The 25941-nt window shown below is 68.2% G+C and carries 27 protein-coding genes; 8 read left to right on the forward strand and 19 right to left on the reverse strand.

What is annotated here, in order from left to right:
• The first annotated feature begins 2 nt into the window (after positions 1-2).
• Positions 3-1217: an MFS transporter gene (locus G0D83_RS15455; RefSeq protein ID WP_164195540.1), complete on the forward strand. Its 1215-nt coding sequence runs from the start codon at positions 3-5 to the stop codon at positions 1215-1217.
• A gap of 48 nt (positions 1218-1265) precedes the next feature.
• On the opposite strand, the gene G0D83_RS15460 is transcribed toward G0D83_RS15455, so the two are convergent.
• From G0D83_RS15460 to prfA, 6 genes are all read right to left on the reverse strand, one after another.
• Positions 1266-2042, reverse strand: coding sequence for a squalene/phytoene synthase family protein (locus tag G0D83_RS15460; protein WP_164195542.1), 777 nt, complete (start codon positions 2040-2042; stop codon positions 1266-1268).
• Positions 2029-3660 carry a citramalate synthase gene (cimA, locus tag G0D83_RS15465; RefSeq protein WP_164195544.1) on the reverse strand — a complete coding sequence of 544 codons (1632 nt, stop codon included), beginning with the start codon at positions 3658-3660 and terminating at the stop codon, positions 2029-2031. Before cimA ends, G0D83_RS15460 begins: the two co-directional genes overlap by 14 nt.
• Positions 3657-5153, reverse strand: a complete 1497-nt coding sequence (cysS, locus tag G0D83_RS15470; protein WP_164195546.1) for a cysteine--tRNA ligase — start codon at positions 5151-5153, stop codon at positions 3657-3659. Before cysS ends, cimA begins: the two co-directional genes overlap by 4 nt.
• A gap of 303 nt (positions 5154-5456) precedes the next feature.
• Positions 5457-6182: a DUF4167 domain-containing protein gene (locus G0D83_RS15475; RefSeq protein ID WP_164195548.1), complete on the reverse strand. Its 726-nt coding sequence runs from the start codon at positions 6180-6182 to the stop codon at positions 5457-5459.
• A 227-nt stretch (positions 6183-6409) separates the two neighbouring features.
• Positions 6410-7258 (reverse strand): peptide chain release factor N(5)-glutamine methyltransferase, encoded by an 849-nt coding sequence (gene prmC / locus G0D83_RS15480; RefSeq protein ID WP_164195550.1) that lies wholly within the window; start codon positions 7256-7258, stop codon positions 6410-6412.
• Positions 7255-8301, reverse strand: a complete 1047-nt coding sequence (prfA, locus tag G0D83_RS15485; RefSeq protein ID WP_164195552.1) for a peptide chain release factor 1 — start codon at positions 8299-8301, stop codon at positions 7255-7257. Before prfA ends, prmC begins: the two co-directional genes overlap by 4 nt.
• A 167-nt stretch (positions 8302-8468) precedes the next feature.
• Between prfA and G0D83_RS15490 the strand changes: the two genes are divergently transcribed.
• Positions 8469-9158: a glutathione S-transferase family protein gene (locus tag G0D83_RS15490; protein ID WP_203595057.1), complete on the forward strand. Its 690-nt coding sequence runs from the start codon at positions 8469-8471 to the stop codon at positions 9156-9158.
• A 49-nt stretch (positions 9159-9207) separates the two neighbouring features.
• Here G0D83_RS15490 and G0D83_RS15495 read toward each other — a convergent pair whose 3' ends face one another.
• The 4 genes from G0D83_RS15495 to G0D83_RS15510 form a co-directional block, all read right to left on the reverse strand.
• Positions 9208-9615, reverse strand: a complete 408-nt coding sequence (locus G0D83_RS15495) for a DUF1499 domain-containing protein (protein WP_164195555.1) — start codon at positions 9613-9615, stop codon at positions 9208-9210.
• A gap of 137 nt (positions 9616-9752) precedes the next feature.
• Positions 9753-10712 (reverse strand): agmatinase, encoded by a 960-nt coding sequence (gene speB, locus G0D83_RS15500; RefSeq protein WP_164195557.1) that lies wholly within the window; start codon positions 10710-10712, stop codon positions 9753-9755.
• A gap of 4 nt (positions 10713-10716) precedes the next feature.
• On the reverse strand, positions 10717-11883 hold the full coding sequence (locus G0D83_RS15505; RefSeq protein WP_164195559.1) for a M20 aminoacylase family protein: 1167 nt from the start codon (positions 11881-11883) through the stop codon (positions 10717-10719).
• A 78-nt stretch (positions 11884-11961) separates the two neighbouring features.
• Positions 11962-13122: a M20 aminoacylase family protein gene (locus G0D83_RS15510; protein WP_164195561.1), complete on the reverse strand. Its 1161-nt coding sequence runs from the start codon at positions 13120-13122 to the stop codon at positions 11962-11964.
• Between the two features lie 63 nt (positions 13123-13185).
• On the opposite strand from G0D83_RS15510, the gene mazG reads away from it, so the two are divergent.
• Entirely contained in the window at positions 13186-14058 is an 873-nt protein-coding gene (mazG, locus tag G0D83_RS15515; protein ID WP_164195563.1) for a nucleoside triphosphate pyrophosphohydrolase, read from the forward strand.
• A 91-nt stretch (positions 14059-14149) separates the two neighbouring features.
• Positions 14150-15151: a Fe(3+) ABC transporter substrate-binding protein gene (locus G0D83_RS15520; RefSeq protein WP_203595056.1), complete on the forward strand. Its 1002-nt coding sequence runs from the start codon at positions 14150-14152 to the stop codon at positions 15149-15151.
• Positions 15152-15344: 193 nt separating this feature from the next.
• Here the strand turns inward: G0D83_RS15520 and G0D83_RS15525 are convergent, their stop codons facing one another.
• On the reverse strand, positions 15345-16490 hold the full coding sequence (locus G0D83_RS15525; protein ID WP_164195566.1) for an alpha-D-ribose 1-methylphosphonate 5-triphosphate diphosphatase: 1146 nt from the start codon (positions 16488-16490) through the stop codon (positions 15345-15347).
• A 72-nt stretch (positions 16491-16562) separates the two neighbouring features.
• Between G0D83_RS15525 and G0D83_RS15530 the strand changes: the two genes are divergently transcribed.
• The gene (locus tag G0D83_RS15530) at positions 16563-17246 is read left to right on the forward strand and encodes a DUF1045 domain-containing protein (protein ID WP_164195568.1); all 684 of its coding nucleotides are present in this window, start codon (positions 16563-16565) and stop codon (positions 17244-17246) included.
• On the opposite strand, the gene phnN is transcribed toward G0D83_RS15530, so the two are convergent.
• The 8 genes from phnN to phnG all read right to left on the reverse strand — a co-directional run bounded on the left by phnN (position 17228) and on the right by phnG (position 22682).
• Positions 17228-17782: a phosphonate metabolism protein/1,5-bisphosphokinase (PRPP-forming) PhnN gene (gene phnN, locus G0D83_RS15535; protein WP_164195571.1), complete on the reverse strand. Its 555-nt coding sequence runs from the start codon at positions 17780-17782 to the stop codon at positions 17228-17230. The genes G0D83_RS15530 and phnN overlap by 19 nt on opposite strands.
• Complete coding sequence (gene phnL / locus G0D83_RS15540) at positions 17779-18462, reverse strand: phosphonate C-P lyase system protein PhnL (protein ID WP_164195573.1); 684 nt, start codon at positions 18460-18462, stop codon at positions 17779-17781. Before phnL ends, phnN begins: the two co-directional genes overlap by 4 nt.
• 64 nt (positions 18463-18526) lie before the next feature.
• Complete coding sequence (gene phnK / locus G0D83_RS15545; RefSeq protein WP_164195575.1) at positions 18527-19297, reverse strand: phosphonate C-P lyase system protein PhnK; 771 nt, start codon at positions 19295-19297, stop codon at positions 18527-18529.
• Positions 19294-20163 carry an alpha-D-ribose 1-methylphosphonate 5-phosphate C-P-lyase PhnJ gene (locus tag G0D83_RS15550; RefSeq protein ID WP_164195577.1) on the reverse strand — a complete coding sequence of 290 codons (870 nt, stop codon included), beginning with the start codon at positions 20161-20163 and terminating at the stop codon, positions 19294-19296. Before G0D83_RS15550 ends, phnK begins: the two co-directional genes overlap by 4 nt.
• On the reverse strand, positions 20160-20564 hold the full coding sequence (locus tag G0D83_RS15555; protein ID WP_108966265.1) for a hypothetical protein: 405 nt from the start codon (positions 20562-20564) through the stop codon (positions 20160-20162). The genes G0D83_RS15550 and G0D83_RS15555 overlap by 4 nt, the downstream gene beginning before the upstream one ends.
• Positions 20561-21652 carry a carbon-phosphorus lyase complex subunit PhnI gene (locus G0D83_RS15560; protein WP_164195579.1) on the reverse strand — a complete coding sequence of 364 codons (1092 nt, stop codon included), beginning with the start codon at positions 21650-21652 and terminating at the stop codon, positions 20561-20563. Before G0D83_RS15560 ends, G0D83_RS15555 begins: the two co-directional genes overlap by 4 nt.
• A complete protein-coding gene (gene phnH, locus G0D83_RS15565) occupies positions 21652-22233 on the reverse strand; it encodes a phosphonate C-P lyase system protein PhnH (protein WP_370457250.1) in 582 nt (193 codons plus the stop codon). The genes G0D83_RS15560 and phnH overlap by 1 nt, the downstream gene beginning before the upstream one ends.
• Positions 22233-22682: a phosphonate C-P lyase system protein PhnG gene (gene phnG, locus G0D83_RS15570; protein ID WP_108966269.1), complete on the reverse strand. Its 450-nt coding sequence runs from the start codon at positions 22680-22682 to the stop codon at positions 22233-22235. The genes phnH and phnG overlap by 1 nt, the downstream gene beginning before the upstream one ends.
• A 114-nt stretch (positions 22683-22796) precedes the next feature.
• Here phnG and phnF point away from each other — a divergent pair, with 114 nt between their 5' ends.
• From phnF to G0D83_RS15585, 3 genes are all read left to right on the forward strand, one after another.
• Entirely contained in the window at positions 22797-23525 is a 729-nt protein-coding gene (phnF, locus tag G0D83_RS15575) for a phosphonate metabolism transcriptional regulator PhnF (RefSeq protein ID WP_164195581.1), read from the forward strand.
• Positions 23526-23601: 76 nt separating this feature from the next.
• Positions 23602-24783 carry an alpha-D-ribose 1-methylphosphonate 5-triphosphate diphosphatase gene (locus G0D83_RS15580; RefSeq protein ID WP_164195584.1) on the forward strand — a complete coding sequence of 394 codons (1182 nt, stop codon included), beginning with the start codon at positions 23602-23604 and terminating at the stop codon, positions 24781-24783.
• 104 nt (positions 24784-24887) lie between these two features.
• Entirely contained in the window at positions 24888-25853 is a 966-nt protein-coding gene (locus G0D83_RS15585; RefSeq protein WP_164195586.1) for a substrate-binding domain-containing protein, read from the forward strand.
• The last annotated feature ends 88 nt before the right edge of the window (positions 25854-25941 follow it).

The following is a 25941-nucleotide window of genomic DNA, read 5'->3' on the forward strand; positions in this document are numbered from 1 at the left end:
TTATGCAGGCATCTTCCGCTTCCCGCGCCCGGCGCAACGTCACCGTTCTGGTTCTCGCACAGGCCTTCCTGGGTGCGCAGATGCCGATGATCTTCACCATCGGCGGGCTCGCCGGGCAGTCGCTGGCGCCGAACCCCTGCTTCGCCACCCTGCCGATCTCGCTGATCGTGCTGGGCTCGATGCTCTCGGCGACGCCGGTCTCGGCCTTCATGCAGCGCTACGGTCGCCGCGCCGGGTTCTTCCTCGGCACCATGGGCGGCACGCTGGGCGGCATCGTCGGGGCGACCGGGCTCTACCTGCAATCCTTCCCGATCTTCCTCCTCGGCAGCCTGCTGACCGGGCTCTACATGTCGGCGCAGGGCTTCTACCGCTTTGCCGCCGCCGACACCGCCAGCCCCGAGTTCCGTGCCAAGGCGATCTCCTACGTGATGGCGGGAGGACTGCTCTCGGCACTCATCGGCCCGCAACTGGTGAAGCTGACCGCGAACGCCTACGTGATCCCCTTCTTCGGCACCTATGCCACGGTGATCGCGATCAACCTGCTGGGCGCGCTGCTCTTTCTCTTCCTCGACATCCCGAGGCCCCCTGCCCCTGCCGAGGGCAGCCCTTACGGCCGCACCCGCTGGCAGCTCCTGAAAACGCCGCGCATCGCGGTGGCGGTGATCTGCGGCATGGTCAGCTACGCGCTGATGAACCTCGTGATGACCTCCACCCCGCTGGCGGTGGTTGGCTGCGGCTATGACACCTCGGATGCCGCCAATGTCGTCAGCGCCCACGTGCTGGCGATGTTCGCGCCGTCCTTCTTCACCGGACAGATCATCAACCGTTTCGGCGTGGAAAAGGTGATGGGGCTTGGCCTGTTTATCCTCGCCGGCGCTGGCGCGGTGGCAATGGCCGGGGTCGAGCTGGAGAATTTCTTCCTCGCTCTGGTGCTGCTGGGCATCGGCTGGAACTTCGGCTTCATCGGCGCGACCACGATGCTCGCCGGAGCGCATACCGCCGAGGAACGGGGCCGCATGCAAGGGCTGAACGATCTGCTGGTGTTCGGCGGCGTGACCTTTGCCTCGCTCGCCTCGGGCGGGCTGATGAACTGCTCGGGTGGCACGCCGCAGGAGGGCTGGAGCGCCGTGGTCATGGCAATGGCGCCCTTCCTCGTGCTGGCGGGCGGCGCGCTGATCTGGCTGGTGCTGCGGCCGGTGGAACAGCCCGCCGAGTAAGGCAGGTTCCACCGAAGCAGGTGCCCCCTCTGCCGGGAACGCGCGGCCCTAGACCCGCCCGGTGAAGCCCGCCTTCACCAGTCGCGCGCGCCTCGAGAACTCCGACAGCTCGAGCGCCCCTTCGGCGACCCGCTGCGGCTCTTTCGCCGCCAGCGCCAGCAGCGGTCCCGCCTGCCATCCGGCAAGCAGTGCCGGGCGCGATGCCTTCGGAACCCCGGCAAAACCCTTGCGCGCCCGTTTCAGGCGCGCGAGCCCGCCGCGCGCCAGCGCCGCCACGCCCTCGGGTCGCCCATCGAGCAGCGGCACCCGGCCCTTGCTTTCGAGCTCCGGCACGGCGCGCAGGAAGGCGGCCAGGCCGAAGGCATAGCCCGCGTCCAGCGCGACCTGCTCATCAATACCGCCAAGCGCCCGCCCTGCCGCGAGCAGCAGCAGCCCCGAGGTCTCCTCGAGGTAGCGCGTCAGGTGATCTTCGTCCTCGAAGGGATCGCGGTAAATGTCCCAGCGCCGCGCGCCGACCAGCGGATCGAGACGGGCTGCCGTCTCGCGGTCAAGGACCTGCGCCAGCGGCGTCACCACCTCGTGCCGCCGCACCGCGCCGCCCTTCGCGATCTCTTCCAGGGCATCGCGCCACCATTGAAGGCGCATCTCGGCGATCATCGTCTCCTGCGTCACCCAGGGCGCGCGGGCGACCTCGAGGTTGAAGGCATAGAGCGGGAAGAGCACGCGCCGCGCCTCGGGAGGCGCGGCCATGGCGGCGGTAAAACGGTCGGGATCTCCGCGTTCGATCAGCCCGGCACAGGCGATCAGATCGTCACTGAGCTGCACGCGCCACCCCACAGTCGCGGATCAGCTTCCAGCGCACGGCATCCAGAAGCGCCTCGAAGGAGGCATCCACTATGTTGGCGCTGACGCCAACGGTCTGCCAGCGCCGGCCCGATCCGTCTTCGCTGTCGATGATCACCCGGGTCACGGCCTCGGTGCCGCCTTGCGTGATGCGCACCTTGAAGTCCACCAGCCGCATGTCATCGATCACCGACTGGTAAGGGCCGAGATCCTTGGCCAGCGCCTTCGACAGCGCGTTGACCGGGCCGCGGTCGTGCCCGTCGGTGTCGAGGCTGTCCGACACGGAGAGCTTCTTCTCGCCGCCCACTTTCACCACCACCACGGCCTCGGAGAGCGAGACCATCTGGTCATACTTGTTCTTGCGCCGTTCGATGGTCACCCGGTAGCGCTTGACCTCGAAGAACTCGGGCAGGCACCCCAGCTCGTCCCGCGCCAGAAGCTCGAAGCTCGCCTGCGCGGTGTCGTAGGTATAGCCCTCGGCCTCCTTGGCCTTGATCCGCTCGAGGATGCGCCCCAGCGCAGCATCGCCTTTCTCGACCTCCAGCCCCGCCTCGGCGAGGCGGCGGCGCAGGTTCGACTGGCCGGCCTGGTTCGACATCGGGATGACCCGGCGGTTTCCCACCACGCCCGGCTCGATGTGCTCATAGGTGCTGGGGTCCTTGAGGATCGCGCTCGCATGCAGCCCCGCCTTGTGGGCAAAGGCCGAGCTGCCCACATAGGCCGCCTGCCGCATCGGCACGCGGTTGAGGATCTCGTCGAGCATGCGGCTCACCTGGGTGATGCCCTCGACAGCCTCGAGGCTCACCCCGGTCTCGTAGGCGCTCGCATAGGGCTCCTTCAGCAGCAGCGTCGGAATGAGCGTGGTCAGGTTGGCATTGCCGCAGCGCTCGCCGAGGCCGTTCAAGGTGCCTTGAAGCTGCCGCACGCCCGCGTCGATTGCCGCCAGCGTGCAGGCCACGGCGTTCTCGGTGTCGTTGTGGGTGTGGATGCCGAGCTTGCCTCCGGGCACGCCCGCCGCGATGACCTCGCGCACGATACGGCCCAACTCCTCGGGCAGCGTGCCGCCGTTGGTGTCGCACAGCACCACCCAGCGCGCGCCGCTGTCCAGCGCGGCCTTCACGCAGTCCAGCGCATAGCCGGGGTTGGACTTGTAGCCATCGAAGAAGTGCTCGGCGTCGAAGAGCGTCTCGCGCTGCTGCGACACGCAATGGGCGATCGAGGACGAGATCGCCTCGAGGTTCTCCTCCAGCGTGATGCCGAGCGCGGTGGTGACGTGGAACTCATGGGTCTTGCCGACGAGGCAGACCGAGGGCGTACCGGCGTTCAGCACCGCTGCCAGCACGTCGTCATTGGCCGCCGAGCGCCCGGCCCGCTTGGTCATGCCAAAGGCGGTCACCGTGGCGCGGGTCTGGCCGACCTCGTCGAAAAAGGCGCTGTCGGTGGGGTTGGCCCCCGGCCAGCCGCCCTCGATGTAGTCCACCCCCAGCGCGTCCAGCGCCGCGACGATGCGGTGCTTTTCGGCGGTGGAAAATTGCACGCCCTGTGTCTGCTGCCCGTCGCGCAGCGTGGTGTCGTAGATGTAAAGACGCTCCTTGCTCACAGCAGCCCCTCCAGCTTGGCGGCATCGAATCCCGCGCCCGGCAGAAGCTCGACGCCTGCCTTCGACATGCGCACCTCGACCCCCGCGTCGATCAGCGCGGTCTTGAGCCGGTCGACCTCCGAGAAATCCTTGGTCTCCATGGCCGCGGCGCGGACACCGGCGAGGTGATCGGCAAGGCCGGAAAGGTCCGGAGTAGCTGCCAAACTCAGACGTGCCTCCAAGAGATCGAGCATACCGAGAAGCTCAAGTCCGGTGAGGTAGGATATTGCCATATCACGCACACCGACGTCTTTGGTCTCGCCATGCACGTCGATCTTTCCGGACTCCAATGAAATTAACGTTTTGGCCTGCTTCTGCAGTGCGGCAAGTGCACCACTTGTGTTCAGGTCATCTTCGAGCGACGTACGCACCCATTCGAGGACATCTTCGATTTTCCCAGTCGGTGCGACGTTAACATCTAGCGAGATCTGAAGCGCCTGTGCCAATACCGCGATGTTCTTCTCTGCGTCCTCGCGCTTCTTCGCGGTCCAGTCCATCGGCTTGCGGTAATGGGTCGAGAGCATGACGAAGCGGATCACCTCCCCCGGCACCGCAGGCTGCCCATCATGCCCGTCCAGCAGGTCGCGCACGGTGAAGAAGTTGCCCAAGGACTTGGACATCTTCTTGCCCTCGACCTGCAGCATCTCGTTGTGCAGCCAGACCTTGGCGAAGTCGCCATGCGGATGCGCACAGCAGCTCTGGGCGATCTCGTTCTCGTGGTGCGGGAACATCAGGTCGTTGCCGCCGCCATGGATGTCGAAACTCTCGCCCAGCAGATCATAGGCCATGGCTGAGCACTCGATGTGCCAGCCCGGACGGCCCCGGCCCCAGGGCGAATCCCAGCCCGGCAGGTCATCGGCCGAGGGTTTCCACAGCACGAAATCCATCGGGTTGCGCTTGTAGGGGGCCACCTCGACCCGCGCCCCGGCGATCATGTCATCGACCGAACGGCCCGACAGCGCGCCGTAATTCTTGTAGCTCTCGACCGCGAAGAGCACGTGGCCCTCGGCCTCGTAGGCGTGGCCGTCCCGGATCAGCCCCTCGATCATCGCGATCATCTGGGGGATGAACTGCGTCGCGCGCGGCATGTGGTCGGGCTCGGCGACCCCGACCGCGCCCATGTCCTGCAGGTACCAGCCGATGGTTTCCTCGGTGCGCTCGGCGATCAGTTCCTCGAGGCTGCGCGGGTCGCCCGCCGCCTTGCGCGCCTGCGCGGTGGCGTTGATCTTGTCGTCGACGTCGGTGAAGTTGCGCACGTAGGTCACGTGATCGGGCCCGTAGACATGCCGCAGCAGCCGCGCCAGCACGTCGAAGACGATGGCCGGGCGGGCGTTGCCGAGGTGCGCGCGGTCGTAGACCGTGGGCCCGCAGACATACATCCGGACATTGCTAGGATCGATCGGCGTGAAGACCTCCTTGCGGCGAGTCTTCGTGTTGGTCAGCGAGATGGTCATGGCGCGCTCCTTCGCGGCGGTCGCGGCGGGAGTAGCAACTTCATCTCTCGATTGGAATAGAAGACCGGCCCGCCGAAGAAATCAGCAGGTAATGCAGCAAATCAGGGTGGTGATGCGCAGGGTCATGCAAGGCTTCTAACGCGTCTCTTCGCGTGCGTCCAGCGGCGCGGCGAGCCTGCCCCCGGCGAGCTGCTGCCCGAGGAGAAATGTCCCCGCAGGCCCTGCCGGTGCCATGCGCAAGCAAAAGGCCCCGTCCTCGCGGCGGGGCCTTTGCGAGTTTTGAGCAAGGTCATCTGCCCCGCGTCATTCGGCCGCGTCGGGCGCCGAGCCACCATCGCTGGAGGGTTGCTCGGGTTTCTTGCGCGGCTTGCGCGGACGCTTGGGCTTCTCGGCGGGCTGCGCCTCGGCGCCGGGCTCCGCGGCGGCGGCAGCCGGGGCCTCACCGCCCTCGGTTTTCTTGCTGCGGCGGGCGCGCGGCTTGGGCTTGCTCTCGGCGCGGCTTTCCGGCGTCTCGACCAGACCGCTGTCTTCCTCGTCGTCGCTGCCGGCGCCCATCAGGTCGGGCTGATCACCCAGGCCCGGCACGCTGGCCTTTTCGGGCTCGGGCTGACGGGGCTGCGGCTGTTGCTCGAAGCCGACGTCAGGCTGGTGGCTGCCGCCCTGATGCCCGCCCTCGCCGCGCGTGTCGCCGCGAGTCTGGTCGCGATCCGAGCGGTCACGGTCGCGCTGCGCCTGGCGCTCGCGGTTTTCACGCTCCTGCTGTTCGCGGCGCTGGTCTGCCTCTTTCTGCGCCTCCGAGAGCAGGCGCATGTAGTGCTCGGCGTGCTGCTGGAAGTTTTCGGTGGCGACGCGGTCATTGCTGAGCGCCGCATCGCGGGCAAGCTGGTTATACTTGTCGATGATCTGCTGCGGCGTACCGCGCACCTTGCCCTCCGGGCCCGAACTGTCGAACACGCGGTTGACGACGTTCCCAAGAGTATTGCGGTTGCGGTTGTTCTTCGACCGCGAGCGGGATTTCGAGGATCGCATCTTGTCTGCTATCAGCCTTGTGTCTGACCGTCCCTGTGATCGCGGCGCTGCACCTTTTGGGCGCGGTCTTGACCGTGATCACTCCAATGTCGGGTTAACGTCGAGCGGGACCGCTGTGAGGCATCCACCGCTCCGACCCCTCCTGCTAATCATTTGTGGCCACGCGTGACAAGAGAAAAATCGTCCGAAATCTGTCGATTTCCCCGAGACCGGGTCGAATCCTAGGCTCAAAGCGCTTCCAGACGTCCGCTCACCACCCTGTCACGGCCGTCGAGATCGGCGATCACCGCCACCTCACGCAGCCCCGCCGCGGAGAAGAGCGCCGCCACATCCGCCCCTTGGGCCGGGCCGATCTCGACCAGCAGCCGCCCGCCGGGAAGCAGGTGCCGCGCTGCCCCGGCAGCGATGGCGCGATAGGCGGCAAGCCCGTCGCCCTCGTCGGTCAGCGCCAGGCGCGGCTCGTATTCGCGCACCTCCGGAGAGAGAGCGGCCATCTCCGACAGCGCGATATAGGGCGGGTTCGAGACGATCAGGTCAAAGCGCTCGGGCGCCTGCCCCAGCGCCCCCCACCAGTCGCCCTGCGCCAGCGCCGCGCGCGGCTCGAGCTGCAGCGCGTTGCGGTTCCAGAAGGCCACCTCGAGCGCCTTCTCGCTGAGATCGGTGCCGATTCCATTGGCGCCCTCGCGTTCGGCAAGCAGGGTCAGCAGGATGCAGCCCGACCCGGTGCCCAGATCGAGCACCCGGGTGAAGGCGTCCGAGAGCGCCGCCTCGATCAGGATTTCCGTCTCGGGGCGCGGGTCGAGCACCTCTGGCGTGACAAGGAACTCGCGGCCGTAGAACTGCCGCCGCCCGATGAGATGCGAGACCGGCACGCGTTGCGCGCGGCGGTCGATCAGCGCGTCGAAGATCACCGCATGCTCGGGCGAGATCGGCTCGGGCAGGAAGAGCGTCAGCCGCCCCGGCGGCACCTTCAGCACATGCGCCATCAAGCGACGCGCGTCGCGGCCCGGATCGGCCACGCCCGCCTCGACGAGACGTGCCGTGGCCCGGGCGAGCAGTGCAGAGCCGGTGGTCATGCGAGTTCCGCCAGAAGCGCCGCCTGCGCGTCGGCGGTCAGCGCGTCGATGATCTCGTCGAGATCGCCGCCGAGGATGGCGTCGAGCCGGTAGAGTGTCAGCCCGATGCGGTGATCGGTCAGCCGCCCCTGCGGGAAATTGTAGGTGCGGATGCGCTCCGAGCGGTCGCCCGAGCCCACCTGCGCCTTGCGGTCCGAGGCGCGGCTGTCGGCCGCCTTTTGCCGCTCCATGTCGTAGAGCCGGGCGCGCAGCACGTTCATCGCGATCTCGCGGTTGCGGTGCTGCGACTTTTCCGAAGAGGTCACCACCAGCCCGGTCGGAATGTGGGTGATGCGCACGGCGGAATCGGTGGTGTTGACGTGCTGGCCACCCGCGCCCGAGCTGCGCATCGTGTCGATGCGGATGTCATTCGCGTTGATCTCGATGTCCACGGCCTCGGCCTCGGGCAGCACCGCCACCGTGGCCGCCGAGGTGTGGATGCGCCCGCCGCTCTCGGTCTCGGGCACGCGCTGCACCCGGTGCACGCCGCTTTCGAACTTCAGCCGGGCAAAGACGTTCTCGCCCTCGATGCGCACCACGAGCTCCTTGATGCCCCCAAGCTCGGAGAGCTGCTCCTCGATCACCTCCCAGCGCCAGCCGCGGGTTTCCACGTAGCGCTGGTACATGCGGGCAAGGTCCCCGGCGAAAAGCGCCGCCTCGTCGCCACCGGTGCCGGGGCGGATCTCGAGGATCGCCGGGCGGGCGTCGGCGGCATCGCGCGGCAGCAGTGCCAGCTGCAAGGCGTGCTCTGCCTCGGGCAGCCGCGCGCGCAGCTGCGGCAACTCTTCCTCGGCGAGCGCCTTCATCTCGGGATCGGCAAGCATCTCCTCGGCCTCGGCGAGGTCCGCCTGCAGGGATTCCCACTCGGCGATCTGGTCGACCACCGGCTTGAGCTCTGAATACTCCCGTCCCAGCGCGGCGATGTCGCCACGGCCCTCGGCCATGCAGGCCTGGACATATTCGAAACGGTCACGGATCTGGTGAAGGCGGTCTGCGGGGATCATGCCGACCTCCTTTCCCGATTGCCGCGCGGCGGTCAAGAGCGGGCAGCCGCCGATGCCTGCCCCTTCCGGCGAGACGGTTTGACGGAAGGGCCATATGTTGATATCAACGTAAAAGTTGATATCAACCCTTTTCCTCGCCTCTCAGGCACGCCGAAAGGTCCGCTTCCATGACCGAGACATTGATAGACACCCCGCTCACCGTCACCGCCTTCGACTGGGTTCCGCCTTTCGCCCAGGGGCTCGTGCGCGACCTGCGCGTCCGCTGGGCGCTGAAGGAGGCCGCGCTGCCCTACGAGGTGGAGCTGCTCGCCATGGGCACGCAGGGCGAGCCCGCGCATCTGTCGCGCCAGCCCTTCGGCCAGGTGCCGGTGCTGACCGCCGGTACGACCCCCATGTTCGAGAGCGGAGCCATCCTCTGGCGTATCGCCGAGGCTGGCGGCACCGCACTGCTGCCCGCGGACACGCCCGGCCGCGACCGCACGCTGAGCTGGGTCTTTGCAGCGCTGAACACGATCGAGCCGCCGATCACCATGTACCAGCAGATGACCCGGCTCGCGGTGGACAAGGCCGCCGCCGACACCATGGAGCGCGAGATCCGCAAGGCCATCGAGCGTCGGCTGGGCCAGCTTCAGGCGACGATGGAGGGGCGGCCCTGGTTGGCCTGCGACCAGTTCACCGTGGCCGACCTGGTGATGGCGACGGTGCTGCGCGGGCTGCGGGATACGCAGATCGTCGCGCAATTCCCGAAACTGGACGAGTTTCTCTCGCGCTGCACCGCCCGCCCCGCCTTTGCCGAGTCGCTGGCGGAACAACTGGGGGCCTTCGAGGAGAACGCCCCGCGATACGCGGCGGAGTGATCCGAACCTCGGAAGAGTTGTGCAAGGCCCACAAAAGACCTTGCACCCTTCAGTTCTGCCGCGTCTCCAGTTCCGACAGCCAGGCGTCGACGCGGGCCTTGTTCACCCCCATGTCCGACTGGCCGAACCGTTGGCGGGCGTAGAGCCCCAGTTGCCCCTCGCCCTGCTGCACGGTGGTGTAATCGGGAAAGCCCATCCATTTCGAGCGCGAGATGTAGGTTACCCGCCCCTCGCCGGGGCTGCCCGCCAGCACCTCGGTGCGCGGGCTCTCGAGGATGATCCGGTGCAGCGCCTCAAAGGTCTCCTCTCCGCCCGGGATGCGCCGGCGCACGCCGCTGGCTAGATCCTGGTCGGCGCTCACCTGAGGGTCGACGTTCCAGACGGCGGGGTCCGAAGGCGCCAGCCGTATCCAGGCAAGCCCGGCGACCACCAGCAGAAGCAAAACCCAGAATATCATCCGCACCACGCGATCCTTTCGTCTCTCTCCACCCGCGGCGCCCGGCGCGGCGGGTGGCTCCTGATTTCACGATTCCCGCGCCTTTTCAAAGCGCATCACGCCTGGCTCGCGGGATCGTGCTCGTGCTGGCGCCGCGATCAGCGCCGGGTCCAGCCCCAGAGGCACAGCAGCTCCGTTGCCACATGCGCGCCCGCGATGGCGGTCGCGCCGGTGGTGTCGAACGGCGGCGAGACCTCGACGACATCGCCCCCTACCAGATTGATGCCCGCCAGCTCGCGCAGGCAGACCGCGGCCTGATGGCTCGACAACCCTCCCCAGACCGGCGTGCCCGTCCCCGGCGCGAAGGCCGGATCGAGCGCGTCGATGTCGAAGCTCAGGTAAACCGGGTGGCCGCGCACGATCTCGCGCGCCTTGGCCGCCGCGGCCTCGGGGCCGATCCGGTGCAGCTCGCGCGCGTCGATGATGTTGAAGCCGAGCGTGTCGGGATTGTCGGTCCGGATGCCGATCTGGACCGAGCGCGCCGGATCCACCAGCCCCAGCTTCACCGCCTTGTACATGAAGGTGCCGTGGTCGATCCGGTTGAAATCATCATCGGCCCAGGTGTCGGTATGGGCGTCGAACTGGATCACCGACATCGGCCCGTACTTGGCGGCATAGGCCTTGAGAATCGGCAGGGTGATCGAATGGTCGCCGCCCAGCGTCACCGTCGCCGTCTCGGTGGCGAGGATACCTGCGATATGCGCCTCGAGCGTGTCCGGGAAGGCAGGTACATTGGCGTAGTCGAAGGCCAGGTCGCCATAGTCGGCGATGGCGAATTCCGACAGCACATCGTAGCCCCAGCCATACGGCGCGTCGCAGGGCTGCAGCAGCGAGGCCTCGCGGATAGCCCGCGGGCCGAAGCGCGTGCCGGTGCGGTTGGTCACCGCCTGGTCGAAGGGCACGCCGGTCACCGCGATATCGGCGCCCGACAGGTCCTTGGTGTAGCGCCGGCGCAGGAACGAGACCGCGCCGCCGAAGACGTTTTCGAAACTCGGACCCTTCAGCTCCTGCCGGGTGAAGGCGTGGTCGATCTGGGATTTCGCGTCTTCAAGGGCCATGGAGTCACTCCTGCAGGGGCAGCGCGGTCTCGATCAGACGCGCGAAGAAGCTGGCGCCGATCGGCGCGATCTCGTCGTTGAAGTCGTATTTCGGATGGTGGCAGCCGAAGGTGTCCCCTTGCCCGAGAAAGAGATAGGCGCCGGGGCGCGCCTCGAGCATGTAGGAGAAATCCTCGGCAGGCATGATCGGGTCGCAATCATCGGTCACCCTGTCCTCGCCCACCACCTCGCGCGCCACCTGCGCGGCAAAAGCCGCCTGCTCGGGGTGGTTGATTGTCACCGGGTAGCCGCGGTCATAGGTCAGCTTGGCGGTGCAGCCGTAGACCTGCGCCTGCGCCTCGACGATCTCGCGGATCCGCCGCTCGGCGAGGTCGCGGGTCTCGGCCGAGAAGCAGCGCACGGTGCCGGTCAGATAGGCGGTCTCGGGGATGATGTTGAAGGTCGTCCCGGCGTGGAACTCGGTCACCGAGACCACGAGGCGGTCGAGCGCATTGACGTTGCGGCTGACAATCGTCTGCATGGCCTGCACGATGGCCGCCCCCGCCGGGATCGGGTCGATGCACTCCTGCGGCGAGGCGCCGTGACCGCCCTTGCCGGTGATGTCGATGCGGAACTCGTCGGCCGAGGCCTGCAGAGGGCCGGCGGTGGTCAGGAAATGCCCCTGCGCGTCGCCCGGCGCATTGTGCATGCCATAGACCTCGGAGACGTCGAACCGGTCCATGATGCCCGCCTCGATCATCGCCTTGGCCCCGGCCCCGCCTTCTTCGGCGGGCTGGAAGATGAGCGCGACGCGGCCGGCGAAATTGCGTGTCTCGGCAAGGTACTTGGCGGCGGCGAGCAGCATGGTCGTGTGACCGTCATGGCCGCAGGTATGCGCAACCCCCGGCACCTTCGAGGCGTGCTCGGTGCCCGACATATCCTCCATCGGCAGCGCGTCCATGTCGGCCCGCAGCGCAATGGTGCGCCCCGCGCCGCGACCCTCGATGAGCGCCACGACGCCGGATTGGGCAATGCCGGAGTGAATCTCGGTGATGCCAAAGCTCCGCAGCTTGTCGACGACGAATTTCGCCGTCTCGTGACAGTCGTACTGCAACTCGGGGTGCTGGTGCAGATGGCGGCGCCACGCCTTCAGCGTTTCGGCATCGGCGGCGATGGAATTGATAACGGGCATTCGGGGTCTTCCCTCGGGTCTTGCCCCCCGCCCAGACGGCCGGGGGCGTTGCTTGCCCGCAATGAAGACCGAAAAGCCTTACGTTCGCAAGGGTTGCCGGGTCTCGATCAGCTTCACGAAATAGGAGGCGCCGAGCGGCGCGGCCTCGTCGTTGAAATCGAACTTCGGATGGTGCACCGACGGCCCGATGCCCTGACCGAGGTAGAGGAAGGACCCCGGCCGCGCCTCGAGCATATAGGAGAAATCCTCGGCCCCCATCGAGGGCGCGATCTCGTCCAGCACCTCGGACACAACGCCCGAGGCGACCCCCACCGCGAAGTCAGTCTGCGCGGCGTGGTTGACGGTCGGCGGGTAGTTCGGCTGGAAATCGAGGTCGGCACTGACGCCATAGGCCATGGCCTGACCCTCGACGATCTCGCGCAGGCGGCGTTCGGCCATGGCACGGATGCCGGGATCGAAGCTGCGGATGGTCCCGGCCAGACGCATGGTCTCGGGGATGACGTTGGTGGCCGAGCCGCCCTGCACCGTGGTCAGCGAGACCACCAGCGATTTCAGCGGGTCGGCGTTGCGCGACGGCACCGACAGCAGCGCCTGCCCGATGGCCAGCGCGCAGGGCACCGGGTCGATGCAGAGGTCGGGGTGCGCCGCGTGGCCGCCCTTGCCCGTCAGCACCAATTCGAAATCGTCGACCGCCGCCATGATCGGCCCGCGGGTGGTCGCCATGGTGCCCAGAGGCAGCGAGGGGTCGGTGTGGATGGCGTAGACCTCGGAGATCCCGAAGCGGTCCATGATGCCCTCTTCGACCATGATCCGCCCGCCACCGATGGTCTCCTCGGCGGGCTGGAAGATCAGCGCCACCTTGCCCGCGAAGTTGCGGGTCTCCGACAGGTACTTCGCCGCGCCGAGCAGCATGGTGGTATGCCCATCATGGCCGCAGGCGTGCATCTTGCCGGGCACACGGCTGGCATGCTCGGCGCCGGTTTCCTCGTCCATCGGCAGCGCGTCCATGTCGGCGCGCAGGCCGGTCACCGGCCCCTCGCCCTGCCCCTCGATGATCGCAACGACGCCGGATTGGGCAATGCCCTCGTGAATCTCGGTGATCCCGAACTCCCGCAGCCGCGCCACGACGAAGGCCGCCGTCTCGTGGCAGTCGAGGCTCAGCTCGGGGTTCTGGTGCAGATGGCGGCGCCAAGTGCGCATCTCGTCGGCGTAATCCGCGATCCGGTTCACGATGGGCATGGGTGGACTCCTGAAGGTCTTTGAAGCAGGAAAAGGTCAAATACCGATTTGCCGGAGATGTCCATGACCCTCGATCCGCGTGACGATCTGATCCACGATCCCAAGGGCGGCATGCCCCGTCTGCTCGAGATCATGCGCCGCCTGCGCCACCCCGAGACCGGCTGTCCCTGGGATCTGGAGCAGGATTTCTCCACCATCGCCCCCTACACGATCGAGGAAGCCTACGAGGTCGCCGACGCCATCGAGCGCGAGGCCTGGGACGAGCTGAAGGGCGAGCTTGGCGATCTGCTGTTCCAGTCGGTCTTCCACGCGCAGATGGCCGAGGAGCGCGGGCTGTTCAGCTTCGACGAGGTGGCCGACACCATGTCCGACAAGATGGTCGCCCGCCACCCGCATGTCTTCGGTGACGAGAGCAACGAGAAGTCCCCCGACCAGCAGGTGGCCGACTGGGAGAAGATCAAGGCCGCCGAACGCGCTGCCAAGGCGGAAAAGGGCGTGCTGGATGGCGTGGCGCTTGGGCTGCCGGCGCTGCTGCGCGCGGTGAAACTGCAGAACCGCGCCGCCCGTGTCGGCTTCGACTGGCCCTCGACCGACGAGGTGATCGACAAGCTGATCGAGGAGACACAGGAGCTGCGCGAGGCCACCGATCCCGACCACGCAGAGGAGGAGTTCGGCGACCTGCTCTTCGTCATGGCCAACCTCGCCCGGCACATGAAGATCGACCCCGAGCAGGCGCTGCGCCGCGCCAATGCCAAGTTCACCCGCCGCTTCAACTCCATCGAGGCCGCGCTCGAGGCCCGCGGCAAGCGCCCCGAGGACAGCGACCTGGCCGAGATGGACGCGCTCTGGGACGCGGCGAAGGTGGCGGAAAAGGCGCAGAAAGCCGCTCGCGCCACGTCACGCCCCGACGGGCCGCAGGCCGACACAAATACCTGATCTTTCCGATAGGGCATTGATCTGATAATTTCACTCGGGTAAGTGGCTGACAGTGATGAACCAACACCACGAGCATGACCGGAGGACTTTGATGCTGCGTCTCGGAACCGCCCTCGCCCTGATTGCCACCGCGGCCCCCGCGCTGGCCGAAGAGGTCAACCTCTACTCCTACCGTCAGCCCGAGCTTCTCCAGCCGCTGACCGACGCCTTCACCGAAGCCACCGGCATCGACGTGAACGTGGCCTATATCGACAAGGGCCTCGAGGAACGCCTCGTCGCCGAGGGCGACCGTTCGCCCGCCGACCTGATCTTCACCGTCGACATCTCGCGTCTCGCCGCCGCCGTGCAGGCGGGCGTGACCCAGCCGGTCGAAAGCGCCGTGCTCGAGGAAAACGTGCCGGCACAATACCGCGACCCCGACGGGCAGTGGTTCGGCCTGACGACGCGCGCCCGCATCGTCTACGCGTCGAAGGACCGCGTGGACCCGTCCGAGGTCACCACCTACGAGGATCTCGCCGATCCGAAGTGGAAGGGCCGCATCTGCACCCGCTCGGGCACCCATGACTACAACGTCGCGCTGGTGGCGGCGATGATCCACCACCACGGCGAAGAATACGCCAAGGAGTGGCTGCAGGGGCTGAAGGACAACCTTGCCCGCCGCCCGCAGGGCAACGACCGCGCGCAGGTCAAGGCGATCTGGGCCGGGGAATGCGACATCAGCCTCGGCAACACCTATTACATGGGCCAGATGCTGAACGATCCCGAGCAGGTGGAATGGGCCAATTCGGTCAACGTGCTCTTCCCCGAGTTCGAGAACGGCGGCACCCATGTGAACATCTCCGGCGTGGCGATGACCAAATCGGCACCGAACCGCGAGAACGCGCTGAAGATGATGGAATACCTGACCTCGCCCGAGGCGCAGGAAATCTATGCCCACGCCAATTACGAATACCCGATCGCGCCCGGTACCGAGGCTGACGAACTGGTCAAGGGCTGGGGCAGCTTCACCGCCGACGACACCAACCTCATGACCCTCGCCGAGCAGCGCGGCGCGGCGCTGCGGCTTGTCGAAGAGGTCGATTACGACGGCTGAGCCAATTCTCTGCCGAAGACGCGAAAGGGCCCCCTCGGGGCCCTTTTTCCTTGCAGCGGTCGGGGGATGCAGTTGCCGAGGAGGCGCTGCCACCTCGCCGCGGTGCGGCTCACCCCATACGTATTTTGCAAGAGAAGAACGACCGGACGCGCGCCTGCCCTTCTTCTCTTTTCAAATCCGCATATCCGGCGTCTCAGGCCACCCGGCGCCCGTGGCTCCAGACGCCGCGCAGGCAGGGCTGCCCCTCGATCCGGCGCAGCCGCACCACATCGGCCAGAAGCCCCGGCGCAAGCCGCCCCCGGTCGTCCAGCCCCGCGGCGGCGGCGGGCGCCGCGCTCACCGTGGCAATGCCGCGCGGCAGGTCGTCCCAGAGGTCCGCCAGCAGGAAGGCCGCCCCCATCAACGCCGCCGGCACGTAATCCGACGAGACGATGTCCAGCAGGTCCAGCCGCGCCAGTTCCTCTGCCGCGACATTGCCCGAGTGCGAGCCGCCGCGGATTAGGTTCGGCGCGCCCATCATCACCGCGATTCCCGCCGCCTTGCAGGCCCGTGCCGCCTCGACCGTGGTCGGGAATTCCGCCAGCCGCACGCCATGGTCACGGCTGGTCCCGACATGCCCTGCGGTCGTGTCGTCGTGGCTTGCCAGCACCGCGCCGAGCCGCCGCGCCGCCGCCACCGCCCCGGCCTCATGCGCCGCGCCGAGTTCGCTGCGCAACCGGGTCAGGTGGCCGACATGGGCGTCAAAGTCATCGGCGCTCAGCCCGTGCTTGCCGCACATGTAATCGCGGTATTTCTCGATGTCGCGGAACTGGCGCTGGCCCGGTGTGTGGTCCATCAGCGACAGGATGCCCACCCGGTCCTCGGCACCGAACTCGGCCAGTTCCTCGAGCAGCGTCTCCGAACAGGTCTCGGCCCTCAGGTGCAGGAAGTGGCTGATCTTGAGCATGTCGCGGCCGCGCGCCGCGAGCAGCTCGCCCGCCAGAGCCCGCGCGTATTTGCCGTATTTCGACTTTCGGTCGGTCACCACCGAGCCCACGCGCATGGCGTCGAAGACCGTGGTGATGCCGCAGGCGGCAAGCTCGGCATCATGCGCGAGGATCGCCGCCATATGCGGCCAGGTCACCTTGGGGCGCGGCTGCATGTGGCGCTCGAGGTTGTCGGTGTGCAGCTCGATCAGCCCGGGGATCAGCAGATCGCCGTCGCAGTCCTCGGCCTCCGCAGCCGTGGTGGTCGTTCCGGGATTGATCGCCTCGATCCGTCCCTCGTTCATCACCAGCGTGCCGGCGATCACCTCGTCTTCGAGCACGATCCGCGCATTGCTCAGGATGGTCCGTGCCATGGTCTACCTCTTTCTCTCGGCGCTCTTTGCGCCGTCATGCAACTGTGACATGACGCTGTCATGACGCGCGCCATGCATGATTTTTCCCGTTACGCCATCTACTACGCCCCGCAGCCGGGGCCGCTGGCAGAGTTCGCCGCCGCCTGGCTGGGCTGGGACCCCGCCCGCGGCGCCCTTGTTCCGCACCCGGCGCTGCCCGGGCTGCCGCGCCCCGTCGCCGAGATCACCGAGGCGCCGCGCAAATACGGCTTCCACGGCACGCTGAAGCCGCCGATGCGGCTGACCGGGAGTGCCGAGGCGCTGCACGCCGACCTTGGCGCGCTGGCCGCCCGGCTGGCGCCGGTCACCCTGCCCGGGCTGGCGCTCACGCGCATCGGCAGTTTCCTCGCGCTGACCCCCCTTGGCGATGCGATGCCGCTGGCGCGCCTCGCCGCCGAGGTGGTCGAGGCGTTGGACCCGCACCGCGCGCCGCCTTCCGACGCCGAGCTGGAGCGCCGCCGCCGCAGCCGCCTGAGCCCGGCGCAGGAAGCGAACCTGGCGCGCTGGGGCTATCCTTATGTGATGGAAGAGTTCAAATTCCACCTCACGCTCACTGGCAAGCTGGCCTTCGGCGAGGCCGAGCAGGTGGCCGAGACGCTGCAGCCGGTGCTCGCCCCGCTGCTGCCGCAGCCGTTCGACATTCGCGACCTGTGCCTCTTCGGCGAGGCGGAGGACGGGCGCTTCCACCTGCTGCACCGCTACGCCCTCACCGGCTGAAGCAGGGCGACCAGCCGGGCCGCAGCGATCTCCAGCGGCCCGGAATTGTCGATCTCGTGCACCTTGAGCCCCTGGTTGATCTGCGGCGGCAGCGGCAGCGCCGCGCGAGAGAGCCGCGCCGCGATCTCCGCCGCGCTTTCGCGCCCCCGCGCCGCCAGCCGCTCTGTCAGCACCTCCGGGCGGGCGGTCACGTGCAGCACCTCGAGCTCGGGCAGCACCTGCGCCGCCTGCTCGAGCGCGCCGCGCGAGCCGTTGAACACCACCGGGCGGCCCTCCGCGCGCAGTGCCAGTTCGGACCAGCGGATGGCGTAGCGCAGCCCGTGCGCGCCCCAGTGCAGGGCGAAGTCGCCCTCTCTCAGCATCCCTTCGAACCTCTCCTCCGAGACCGCGAGGCAGGGCTCGCCCCCGGCTTCGGCCGCGCGGGTCACCACGCGCTGAACCACGTGCAGGCCCGGCACCCGCGCCGCCGCCTCGGCGAGGAGGCTGTCCTTGCCCACACCGGACGGGCCGACGAGGGCGAAGACCCGCCCCCTCATGCCGCCCGCGCCGGGGTAAATCCGCTGACGTCGATCTCCCGGTCGCAGACCTTCTTCCGCGCTTCGGCGTCATGGAAGATGCCGATGATCGCCGCACCGCGCGCCTTGGCCTCCGTGATCAGCTCCAGCACCACGGCGCGGTTGGTGGCGTCAAGCGAGGCCGTCGGCTCGTCGAGCAGCAGCGCCGGAAAGCCATGGGCGAAACCGCGCGCGATGTTGACCCGCTGCTGCTCGCCGCCGGAAAATGTGGTGGGCGAGAGGCTCCAGAGCCGCTCGGGGATGTTGAGCCGCGCCAGCAGCTCGCGCGCCCGCGCCTCGCCCGCCGCCGCGCTGCCGCCCGCGGCAAGTACCGGTTCGGCCACCACCTCGAGCGTCGGCACCCGGGGCACCACGCGCAGGAACTGGCTGACGTAGCCCAGCACCTCGCGGCGCAGCGTCAGGATCTCGCGCGGTTCGGCTTTCGCCACATCCACATCGCCGACCATGATGCTCCCGGCCCCGGCAAGGTAATTGCCGTAGATCATCCGCATCAGCGTGGACTTGCCCGCGCCGGAATTGCCCACCAGCGCCACGCATTCCCCGGGCGCCACCGAGAGCGACGCGCCCTCCATCACCGGGATCACCGCGCTGCCCTGGTTGTGCAGCACGAAGCTCTTCGACACGTCCGAGATCCGGATCATCGCTTCTGTCCCTCTTCTCTTTCCAAATTCGCAGACCCCGCCCGCACCACGGGCACCGACCGGATCATACCTGCAGCACGCTCGACACCAGCAGCTGGGTGTAGCCATGCTGCGGGTCGTCGAGCACCTGATCGGTGAGGCCGGTCTCGACCACCCGCCCGCCCTTCATCACCATCAGCCGGTCTGCAAGCAGACGCACCACCGCCAGGTCGTGCGTGACGATCACCGCCGAGAGCCCCATCTCGCGCACCAGACCGCGCAAGAGGTCCAAGAGCCGCGCCTGCACCGAGACGTCGAGGCCCCCGGTGGGCTCGTCCATGAACACCAGCCGCGGGCCGGTGACGAGGTTGCGGGCGATCTGCAGGCGCTGCTGCATGCCACCCGAGAAGGCGCGCGGACGGTCGTCGACACGGTCCTCGGAGATCTCGACCCGGCCCAGCCAGTCGATGGCCTGTTCGCGGATGCCTTCGTAGTTGCGCGCGCCCACGGCCATCAGCCGCTCGCCGACGTTGCCGCCCGCCGAGACGCCCATGCGCAGCCCGTCGCGGGCGTTCTGATGCACGAAGGCCCAGTCGGTGCGCGCCAGCATCCGCCGCTCGGGCTCTGACATGGTGAGCACGTCGCGCGGGCCGCCCGCGCGGGTGTCGAAGACCACCTTGCCCGCATCCGGGGCGAGCTGGCCCGAGAGGCACGACAGCAGTGTCGACTTGCCAGAGCCGCTCTCGCCGACGATGCCCATGACCTCGCCCGGCCAGAGATCGAAACTCACGTCGCCGCAGCCGAGCCGCGCGCCGTAGTGCTTGGTGACGCCCTGAACGGAAAGCAGCGGGGTCATGCGTGTTCCTCCTGCGGGGAGAGCGCACCACGGTGCCCTTGGGCCAGCCGCGAGGCGCAGAAATCGGTGTCGGAGCAGACGAACATCCGCCCGCCGGCATCATCGGTGATCACCTCGTCGAGGTAGCTGGTGCCGCAGCCGCAAAGATCGCAGGCGTGATCGGCCTTGCTGGGCTCGAAGGGATGGTCCTCGAAATCGAGGCTGACCACCTTGGTATGTGGCGGCAGCGCGTAGATGCGCTGCTCGCGTCCCGCGCCGAAGAGCTGGATCGCCCCGCTTTCGAGCTTGGGGTTGTCGAACTTGGGGATCGGCGAGGGGTCCATGACGTAGCGGCCCTCGACCTTCACCGGGTAGGCGTAGGCCGTCGAGATGGCGCCATTGTGGGCGATGTCCTCGTAGAGCTTGACGTGCATCAGCCCGTATTCCTCGAGCGCGTGCATCTTGCGGGTCTCGGTCTCGCGCGGCTCGAGGAAGCGCAGCGGCTCGGGGATCGGCACCTGATAGACGAGGATCTGCCCTTCCCCGAGCGGCTGCTCGGGGATGCGGTGGCGGGTCTGGATCACCGTCGCCTCGGCGGTGTGCTCGGTGGTCTCCACCTCGGCGGTGCGCTCGAAGAACTTGCGGATCGAGACGGCGTTGGTGGTGTCGTCGGCGCCCTGGTCGATGACCTTGAGCCGGTCCTCGGGGGTGAGGCAGGCGGCAGTCACCTGCACGCCCCCCGTTCCCCAACCATAGGGCATCGGCATCTCGCGGCTGGCAAAGGGCACCTGATAGCCCGGCACCGCCAGCGCCTTGAGCAGCGCGCGGCGGATCATCCGCTTGGTCTGCTCGTCGAGATAGGCGAAGTTGTAGGCCTGATCGGTCATGACTCTGGCTCCTCGCCGAAGAGATAGATTTCACCCCAGACGATCTCGTCGCCCAGTTCGGGGTCGCTGAAGGCTTCCAGAAGCCCCTCGTCGACTGCGCCGTCCTCGTCGAGCGGCAGGTCCGAGGGGACCGAAATCAGCCGCACGTCCTCGATGCTGCTCGCCACGCCGCCGCATTCCGCGACATGCTCGGAGAGCTGCACCTCGACCTCGGCCGGGGAATTGGCCGAAAGGCAAATCCACAGCACCGCCAGCGCCGCGTCCTCGTCCACCTCTCCCTCGTCATCTCCGAAAAAGGGACAGGGCGTGCCCGGCATGCGGACCACCTCGACCAAGGCGCAGTACCAATCTTGACCCTTCGGCAGTTCGGGCAGTTTCGCCCCGTGATAACCCTTGCTCATTCCGCAGCCTCCTTGATTTTTGCTGTGCCCAGAGCCTCTGCCCGCATCTTGCGGACCAGTTCCAGCTCGGACTGAAAATCGACGTAGTGCGGCAGTTTGATATGTTCGAGGAAACCTGTCCCCTGAATATTGTCGGAATGGGCCAGAACGAACTCCTCGTCCTGCGCCGGGGCGCCGATGTTCTCCTCGCCCAGCTCCTCCCAGCGCAGCGCCCGGTCCACGAGCGCCATGGAAATCGCCTTGCGCTCGGTCTGGCCGAAGACCAGCCCGTAGCCGCGGGTGAACTGCGCCGGTTCGGTCTTGGAGCCGGCGAACTGGTTGACGGTCTCGCATTCGGTGAGCGTCAGCTCGCCGATGCAGACCGGAAAGCCCAGCTCCGGCACCTCCATCTCGACCGCGACCGCGCCGATGCGCAGCTCGCCGACGAAGGGGTGGTTGCGGCCGTAGCCACGCTGGGTGGAATAGGCCATGCCCAACACGAAGCCCTCGTCGCCGCGGGTCAGCGCCTGCAGCCGCAGCGGACGGCTCGCCGGGTATTCCATCGGCTCGCGCGTCATGTCGGGCGGCGGGGCATCGCTGCGCGGCTCGTCCTGGATCAGCCCATCCTTGTTCAGGAACTCGGTCACCCGCGGCGTCGGCTCGCGGCGCGGCTCGGCGGCGCGGGCGCGTGGCGCCTCGCCCTCGGCTTCAAGTGCGAAGTCGAGCAGTCGGTGCGTGTAATCGAAGGTCGGCCCCAGCACCTGCCCGCCGGGCACGTCCTTGAAGGTCGCGCTGATGCGGCGGTCGCAGAGCATCGCGGTGGTGTCCACCGGTGCGGAATGGCCGAGCCGCGGCAGGGTCGTGCGGTAGGCGCGGATCAGGAAGATCGCTTCGATGAGATCGCCGCGCGCCTGCTTGATCGCCAGCGCCGCGAGGTCGGGATCGTAGAGCGAGCCCTCGGCCATCACCCGGTTCACCGCCAGCGCCATCTGTTCGCGGATCTGGGGCACGGTCAGCTCGGGCACATCGGGATCGCCGCGCCGCTCCTCGGCCAGCCAGTCATGCGCCGCGTCGATCGCGCGCTCGCCGCCTTTCACAGCCACATACATCAGAGCGTCTCCACTTTGGTTGTCCGCGGCAACGCCGCCAGCTTGTCGTCCGCGGTGAAGTAGCAATCCCAGCCGAGCGGGAAGCGCAGCGCATTGCGCCTGAAGGCCCCGGTCTCGGGAAGAGTCAGCGCCGCCTCGGTCTCGATGCCCGGGCCGGTGAGTTTCATGCCCGCGCTCTCCAGCCTGTCCACCTCGACGATCAGCGTCACCGAGCGGTCGGGGTATTCGGCAGTGCCGATGCGGTAGCGGTCCAGCGGCTTCAGCGTCTCCCAGCTGCCGAGGGCGAACATCGCCTCTTCGGCGGGCACGACCGGCGCGCCGATGTGGAAGGCGATCCAGCGCTTCAGCGCGGCGCCGTCGCAGCCGGGCGCGAGGTGGATCGGCGTCTCGCGGTCGCAAAGGGTCAGCAGGAGCACCGCTGCCGCCGTGGAGATCCCCGGCGCCTCGGCGCCCGCGACCGTCTCGATCCGGCCCGGCCGTGCCATCGCCTCGAGCGCCGCGCGGAAGGCCCGCGCCGCCTGCACGGGGGCGTCGGCAAAACCGCCCGTGAGCACATCGCCTGTCAGAATGTCGGACTGCATCATTCCCCCCGCACCATGGTGAAGAAATCCACCTTCGTCGCCGCGGCCTTCGCCGCCCGCGCCGCGCGCCGCGCCGCTTCCTCGGCGGCCAGAGGCGCCAGCACCCGGGCCTGCATTTCTTCGGCCCGCGGGCCCTGCATCAGCGCATCGACCAGCGCCGCGCGCTCGGCATGGCTGCGGCCCCGCCCCTGCACATGGGCATGGCCCACCTCGCCGCTTTCCAGCCTCAGCGCGCACCGGGTCACCGTCATCTCGCCGAGGTTGAAGGGCGCGCCGGTGCCGCCCATGCGGCCGCGCACCATGACGCCGCCAGTCTCGGGCACCCGCAGCCAGTCGAAGCCGGGCAGCTCCGCGCCCTCGAGCAGCGCGTTAAGCCGCTCGGCCGGGGCACGCGCCAGCAGGCCCATCCAGCCCTGCCGCGCGGCGATTTCCTGTTCAGGAGTTTCCATCTGGACACCTTGCCGATTTGTCTAGATAACTATACAACTAGACACGTGATACGCCGCTCGACCCGAGTCGGGCAAGGGCTCATCGCGTGAAATTTCGGTGACAGAGGTCCGACCATGCCCCGCTCTCCCGTCTGGCACGCCATTGCCACCACCCTCGAAAGCGAGATCTCGCGCCGCCATTATCGCCCCGGCGACAAGCTCCCGACCGAGGCCGAGCTGGCCACGCGCTTCGGGGTGAACCGGCACACGGTGCGTCATGCGCTGAAAGACCTCGGCGACCGCGGCCTCACCCATTCCCGGCGCGGCGCCGGGGTCTTCGTGCGGATGGCGCCGATGGACTACCCGATTGGCGGGCGCACGCGCTTCAGCCAGAACGTCCGCGCCTCGGGCCGGCTGCCCGACCGCAGGCTGCTGCGGATGGAAACCCGCCCCGCCGACAGCACCGAGGCCGAAGCGCTGCAGCTTGATCCCGGCGAGCCGCTTCTGGTGCTCGAGGGCGTCTCTCTGGCCGGTGGCGTCCCGATGGCACATTTCGTCTCGCTCTTCCCCATCGGCCGCCTGCCCGGCCTCGACGAGACCCTGCGCGAGGTGAACTCGGTCACCGAAGCGCTGCGCCGCCATGGCATCACCGATTACACCCGCGCGCAGACGCGGCTCACCGCCGAACCCGCCTCGGCCATGCAGGCGCTGCACCTCAACCTGCGCGAGGGCGAGCCGCTGCTCCGCTCGACCTCGATCAACCTCGGCCCCGACGGCGCGCCGGTGGAGCAAGGGCACACCTGGTTCGCGGGCGACCGCGTGGCGCTCACGATCAGCCATGAGGATACAGGCGCCGCAAGGTGAGCCGCCGTCACGCCCATGACACAGACGCCGGGTAGAACCGCCTGAAACCCCAGAGCAGCCATGGCGGGTGACAGACATGACGGCCCTACTCCCTCCCCTGCGTCTCACCGGCGCAACCCTCCTGCGCGACGGCGAGATGCAGAAGCGCTCTCTGGTGATCGAGGGCGGCGTGATCAGCAAGGGACCGCTCCCCGAGGTGGACCTTTCGGGGAACCTCATTCTGCCGGGCATCATCGACCTGCACGGCGACGCCTTCGAGCGCCATATCGCGCCGCGCCCCTCGGCCCTCTTCCCGATCCTCGCCGGCCTGCGCTGGACCGATCGCGAGGCCGCCGCCCATGGCGTCACCACCGCCTGGCTGGCACAGTGCTGGAGTTGGGAGGGCGGCATGCGCGGCCCGGAGTTCGCCGAAGAGGTGATGGCCGCCCTCACCGCCTACCGCCCGCAGGCCCACACCGACCTGCGCCTGCAGATCCGCTGCGAGACCCATATGCCCGACACGCGCGCGCGCATGCTCGCCGCAATCCTCGCGCATGGGGTCGATTACGTGGTGTTCAACGATCACCTGCCCGAGGCGCTCGAGGTCGCCGACCGCGATCCGCACCGGCTCGCGCTCTGGGCCGAGCGTGCCGGCGAGACGCCCCAGACCTTCGTCGCCCGGCTGCGGGAGGCCCGCGCCCGCTCGCGCGATGTGCCCCGGCACCTCTGCGCGCTGGCCGAGAGCTTCGACGCCCATGACATCCGCTACGGCAGCCACGACGATCCGGACGGCGACACCCGCGAATACTACCGTCTGATCGGCGCCCGCATCGCGGAGTTCCCGACCACCGTCAGTGCTGCCAAGCTCGCCCGCGCCTTCAACGATCCGGTGCTGATGGGGGCGCCCAACGTGGTGCGCGGCCGCAGCCAGGCAGGCAATGTCTCGGCCCAGCACCTGATCGCCGACGGGCTCTGCGACGCGCTGGTCTCGGATTACCACTACCCCTGTCTGGCCGAGGCCGCCTGGACGCTGGTTGACAAGGGGATGAAGACGCTGCCCGAGGCCTGGGCGATGATCTCGACCACCCCGGCCGAGATCATGGGACTGGTCGACCGTGGCAGCCTCGAGCACGGCAAGCGCGCCGACTTCGTGGTGGTGAACGCAGAGAGCCGTGCCATCGAGGCGACGGTCTGCGGCGGCCGGCTGACCTATCTCGCCGGCGAGGCGGGCGCCCGGCTGGTCTCGGCGATGCAGCGCCGGCGCATGGCCGCCGAGTAACGCCGGCCGGCGGCTTCAGGCCGTCGTCGCCTTAAGCGGTTGTTCAACTCTCCTGTCGTAAGACCCCGGCACCCCCGACCACGCCGGAGACAGGAGTCCGTGCCATGCCCCGCCCCGCTCTCCTTCGCAGGCTGCGCCATCTGCTGCTGCTGACGCTGCTGCTCGCCACGGCGCAGGCGCAGGCGCAGGCACGGGCCGAGGGACGGATCAGCATCATCGTCAACAACCCCGAGAACCCCTATTGGGCCGCAGAGGGGGACGTGGCGAAGGCCACGGCGACCGAACTCGGCTACAAGGCCGTCGTCACCGCGCATGAGGGCAATCCGCTGATCGAGGGCGCCCGGGTGGACGCCGCCATCGCCGCCGGGGTCGATGCGATCATCCTCGACCCCGCCGACGCCACCGACTCCGCCGAGACAGTCAGGCGGGCAAAGTCGGCGGGCATTCCCGTCTTCATCGTCAACGCGGGCCTGGCCATGCCAGGCCTCGCGGTGGCGCAGCTCCTGTCGAACAACGCGCAGGGGGCGGAACTCGGCGCGCGCCGCTGGCTCCAGGCGATGGGCGAAACAGGCAGTTACGTGGAGCTGCTCGGTGCCGCCGCCGATCCCAATGCCGCCATCCGGTCCAAGGGCTTTGCCAATATCCTCGGCGCGGCGGAGGGGCTGCACCGCGTCGCTGCGACACCCGCCGATTGGAACCGCACGCGCGCCTACGAGGAAACCCGGAAACTCCTGGCCAGCCATCCGCAGATCACCGGGGTGATCGCCGGCAATGACGAAATGGCGCTTGGTGCCGTCGCCGCCCTGAAGGAGGCGGGGCGGCTCGCTTCGGTCACGGTGGGCGGCTTCGACGGCTCGCCCGACGCGGTGACCGCGGTGGCCGCGGGCGAGCTGGTCTACACGGTGCTGCAACCCGTCGCCCTCTTCGCCGAGGAGGCGGTGCGCCAGGCGGACCACTACATCCGCACCGGCAAACCCCGCGAAAAGCGCGAGGTCCAGTTTTTCGACTGCCTGCTGATCGACGCCGGCACGGCCGGCAACATGACGTCAGCTTTCGTGCTGGGCGACTGACTGTCCCGCGTGACAATGCCAGAGCCGCGCCGGTTAGGCGCTTGTTCAGCCTTTCATGGTTGAAAGATCCCACCGGCGGGCGCGCCGC

Origin of the sequence: Salipiger sp. PrR003 (assembly GCF_010500785.1) — a bacterium.
Lineage (GTDB): Bacteria > Pseudomonadota > Alphaproteobacteria > Rhodobacterales > Rhodobacteraceae > Salipiger > Salipiger pacificus_A.

Bases quoted from the DNA above. Each gene is read 5' to 3' on its own strand.
- G0D83_RS15455 (WP_164195540.1), top strand. From the start codon at position 3: ATGCAGGCATCTTCCGCTTCCCGCGCCCGGCGCAACGTCACCGTTCTG.
- cysS (WP_164195546.1), bottom strand. From the start codon at position 5,153: ATGACCATCTCGCTGACCAACACGAAGACTCGCCGCAAGGAGGTCTTC.
- G0D83_RS15475 (WP_164195548.1), bottom strand. From the start codon at position 6,182: ATGCGATCCTCGAAATCCCGCTCGCGGTCGAAGAACAACCGCAACCGC.
- prmC (WP_164195550.1), bottom strand. From the start codon at position 7,258: ATGACCACCGGCTCTGCACTGCTCGCCCGGGCCACGGCACGTCTCGTC.
- prfA (WP_164195552.1), bottom strand. From the start codon at position 8,301: ATGATCCCCGCAGACCGCCTTCACCAGATCCGTGACCGTTTCGAATAT.
- G0D83_RS15490 (WP_203595057.1), top strand. From the start codon at position 8,469: ATGACCGAGACATTGATAGACACCCCGCTCACCGTCACCGCCTTCGAC.
- G0D83_RS15495 (WP_164195555.1), bottom strand. From the start codon at position 9,615: ATGATATTCTGGGTTTTGCTTCTGCTGGTGGTCGCCGGGCTTGCCTGG.
- speB (WP_164195557.1), bottom strand. From the start codon at position 10,712: ATGGCCCTTGAAGACGCGAAATCCCAGATCGACCACGCCTTCACCCGG.
- G0D83_RS15505 (WP_164195559.1), bottom strand. From the start codon at position 11,883: ATGCCCGTTATCAATTCCATCGCCGCCGATGCCGAAACGCTGAAGGCG.
- G0D83_RS15510 (WP_164195561.1), bottom strand. From the start codon at position 13,122: ATGCCCATCGTGAACCGGATCGCGGATTACGCCGACGAGATGCGCACT.
- mazG (WP_164195563.1), top strand. From the start codon at position 13,186: ATGACCCTCGATCCGCGTGACGATCTGATCCACGATCCCAAGGGCGGC.
- G0D83_RS15520 (WP_203595056.1), top strand. From the start codon at position 14,150: ATGCTGCGTCTCGGAACCGCCCTCGCCCTGATTGCCACCGCGGCCCCC.
- G0D83_RS15525 (WP_164195566.1), bottom strand. From the start codon at position 16,490: ATGGCACGGACCATCCTGAGCAATGCGCGGATCGTGCTCGAAGACGAG.
- G0D83_RS15530 (WP_164195568.1), top strand. From the start codon at position 16,563: ATGCATGATTTTTCCCGTTACGCCATCTACTACGCCCCGCAGCCGGGG.
- phnN (WP_164195571.1), bottom strand. From the start codon at position 17,782: ATGAGGGGGCGGGTCTTCGCCCTCGTCGGCCCGTCCGGTGTGGGCAAG.
- phnL (WP_164195573.1), bottom strand. From the start codon at position 18,462: ATGATCCGGATCTCGGACGTGTCGAAGAGCTTCGTGCTGCACAACCAG.
- phnK (WP_164195575.1), bottom strand. From the start codon at position 19,297: ATGACCCCGCTGCTTTCCGTTCAGGGCGTCACCAAGCACTACGGCGCG.
- G0D83_RS15550 (WP_164195577.1), bottom strand. From the start codon at position 20,163: ATGACCGATCAGGCCTACAACTTCGCCTATCTCGACGAGCAGACCAAG.
- G0D83_RS15555 (WP_108966265.1), bottom strand. From the start codon at position 20,564: ATGAGCAAGGGTTATCACGGGGCGAAACTGCCCGAACTGCCGAAGGGT.
- G0D83_RS15560 (WP_164195579.1), bottom strand. From the start codon at position 21,652: ATGTATGTGGCTGTGAAAGGCGGCGAGCGCGCGATCGACGCGGCGCAT.
- phnH (WP_370457250.1), bottom strand. From the start codon at position 22,233: ATGCAGTCCGACATTCTGACAGGCGATGTGCTCACGGGCGGTTTTGCC.
- phnG (WP_108966269.1), bottom strand. From the start codon at position 22,682: ATGGAAACTCCTGAACAGGAAATCGCCGCGCGGCAGGGCTGGATGGGC.
- phnF (WP_164195581.1), top strand. From the start codon at position 22,797: ATGCCCCGCTCTCCCGTCTGGCACGCCATTGCCACCACCCTCGAAAGC.
- G0D83_RS15580 (WP_164195584.1), top strand. From the start codon at position 23,602: ATGACGGCCCTACTCCCTCCCCTGCGTCTCACCGGCGCAACCCTCCTG.
- G0D83_RS15585 (WP_164195586.1), top strand. From the start codon at position 24,888: ATGCCCCGCCCCGCTCTCCTTCGCAGGCTGCGCCATCTGCTGCTGCTG.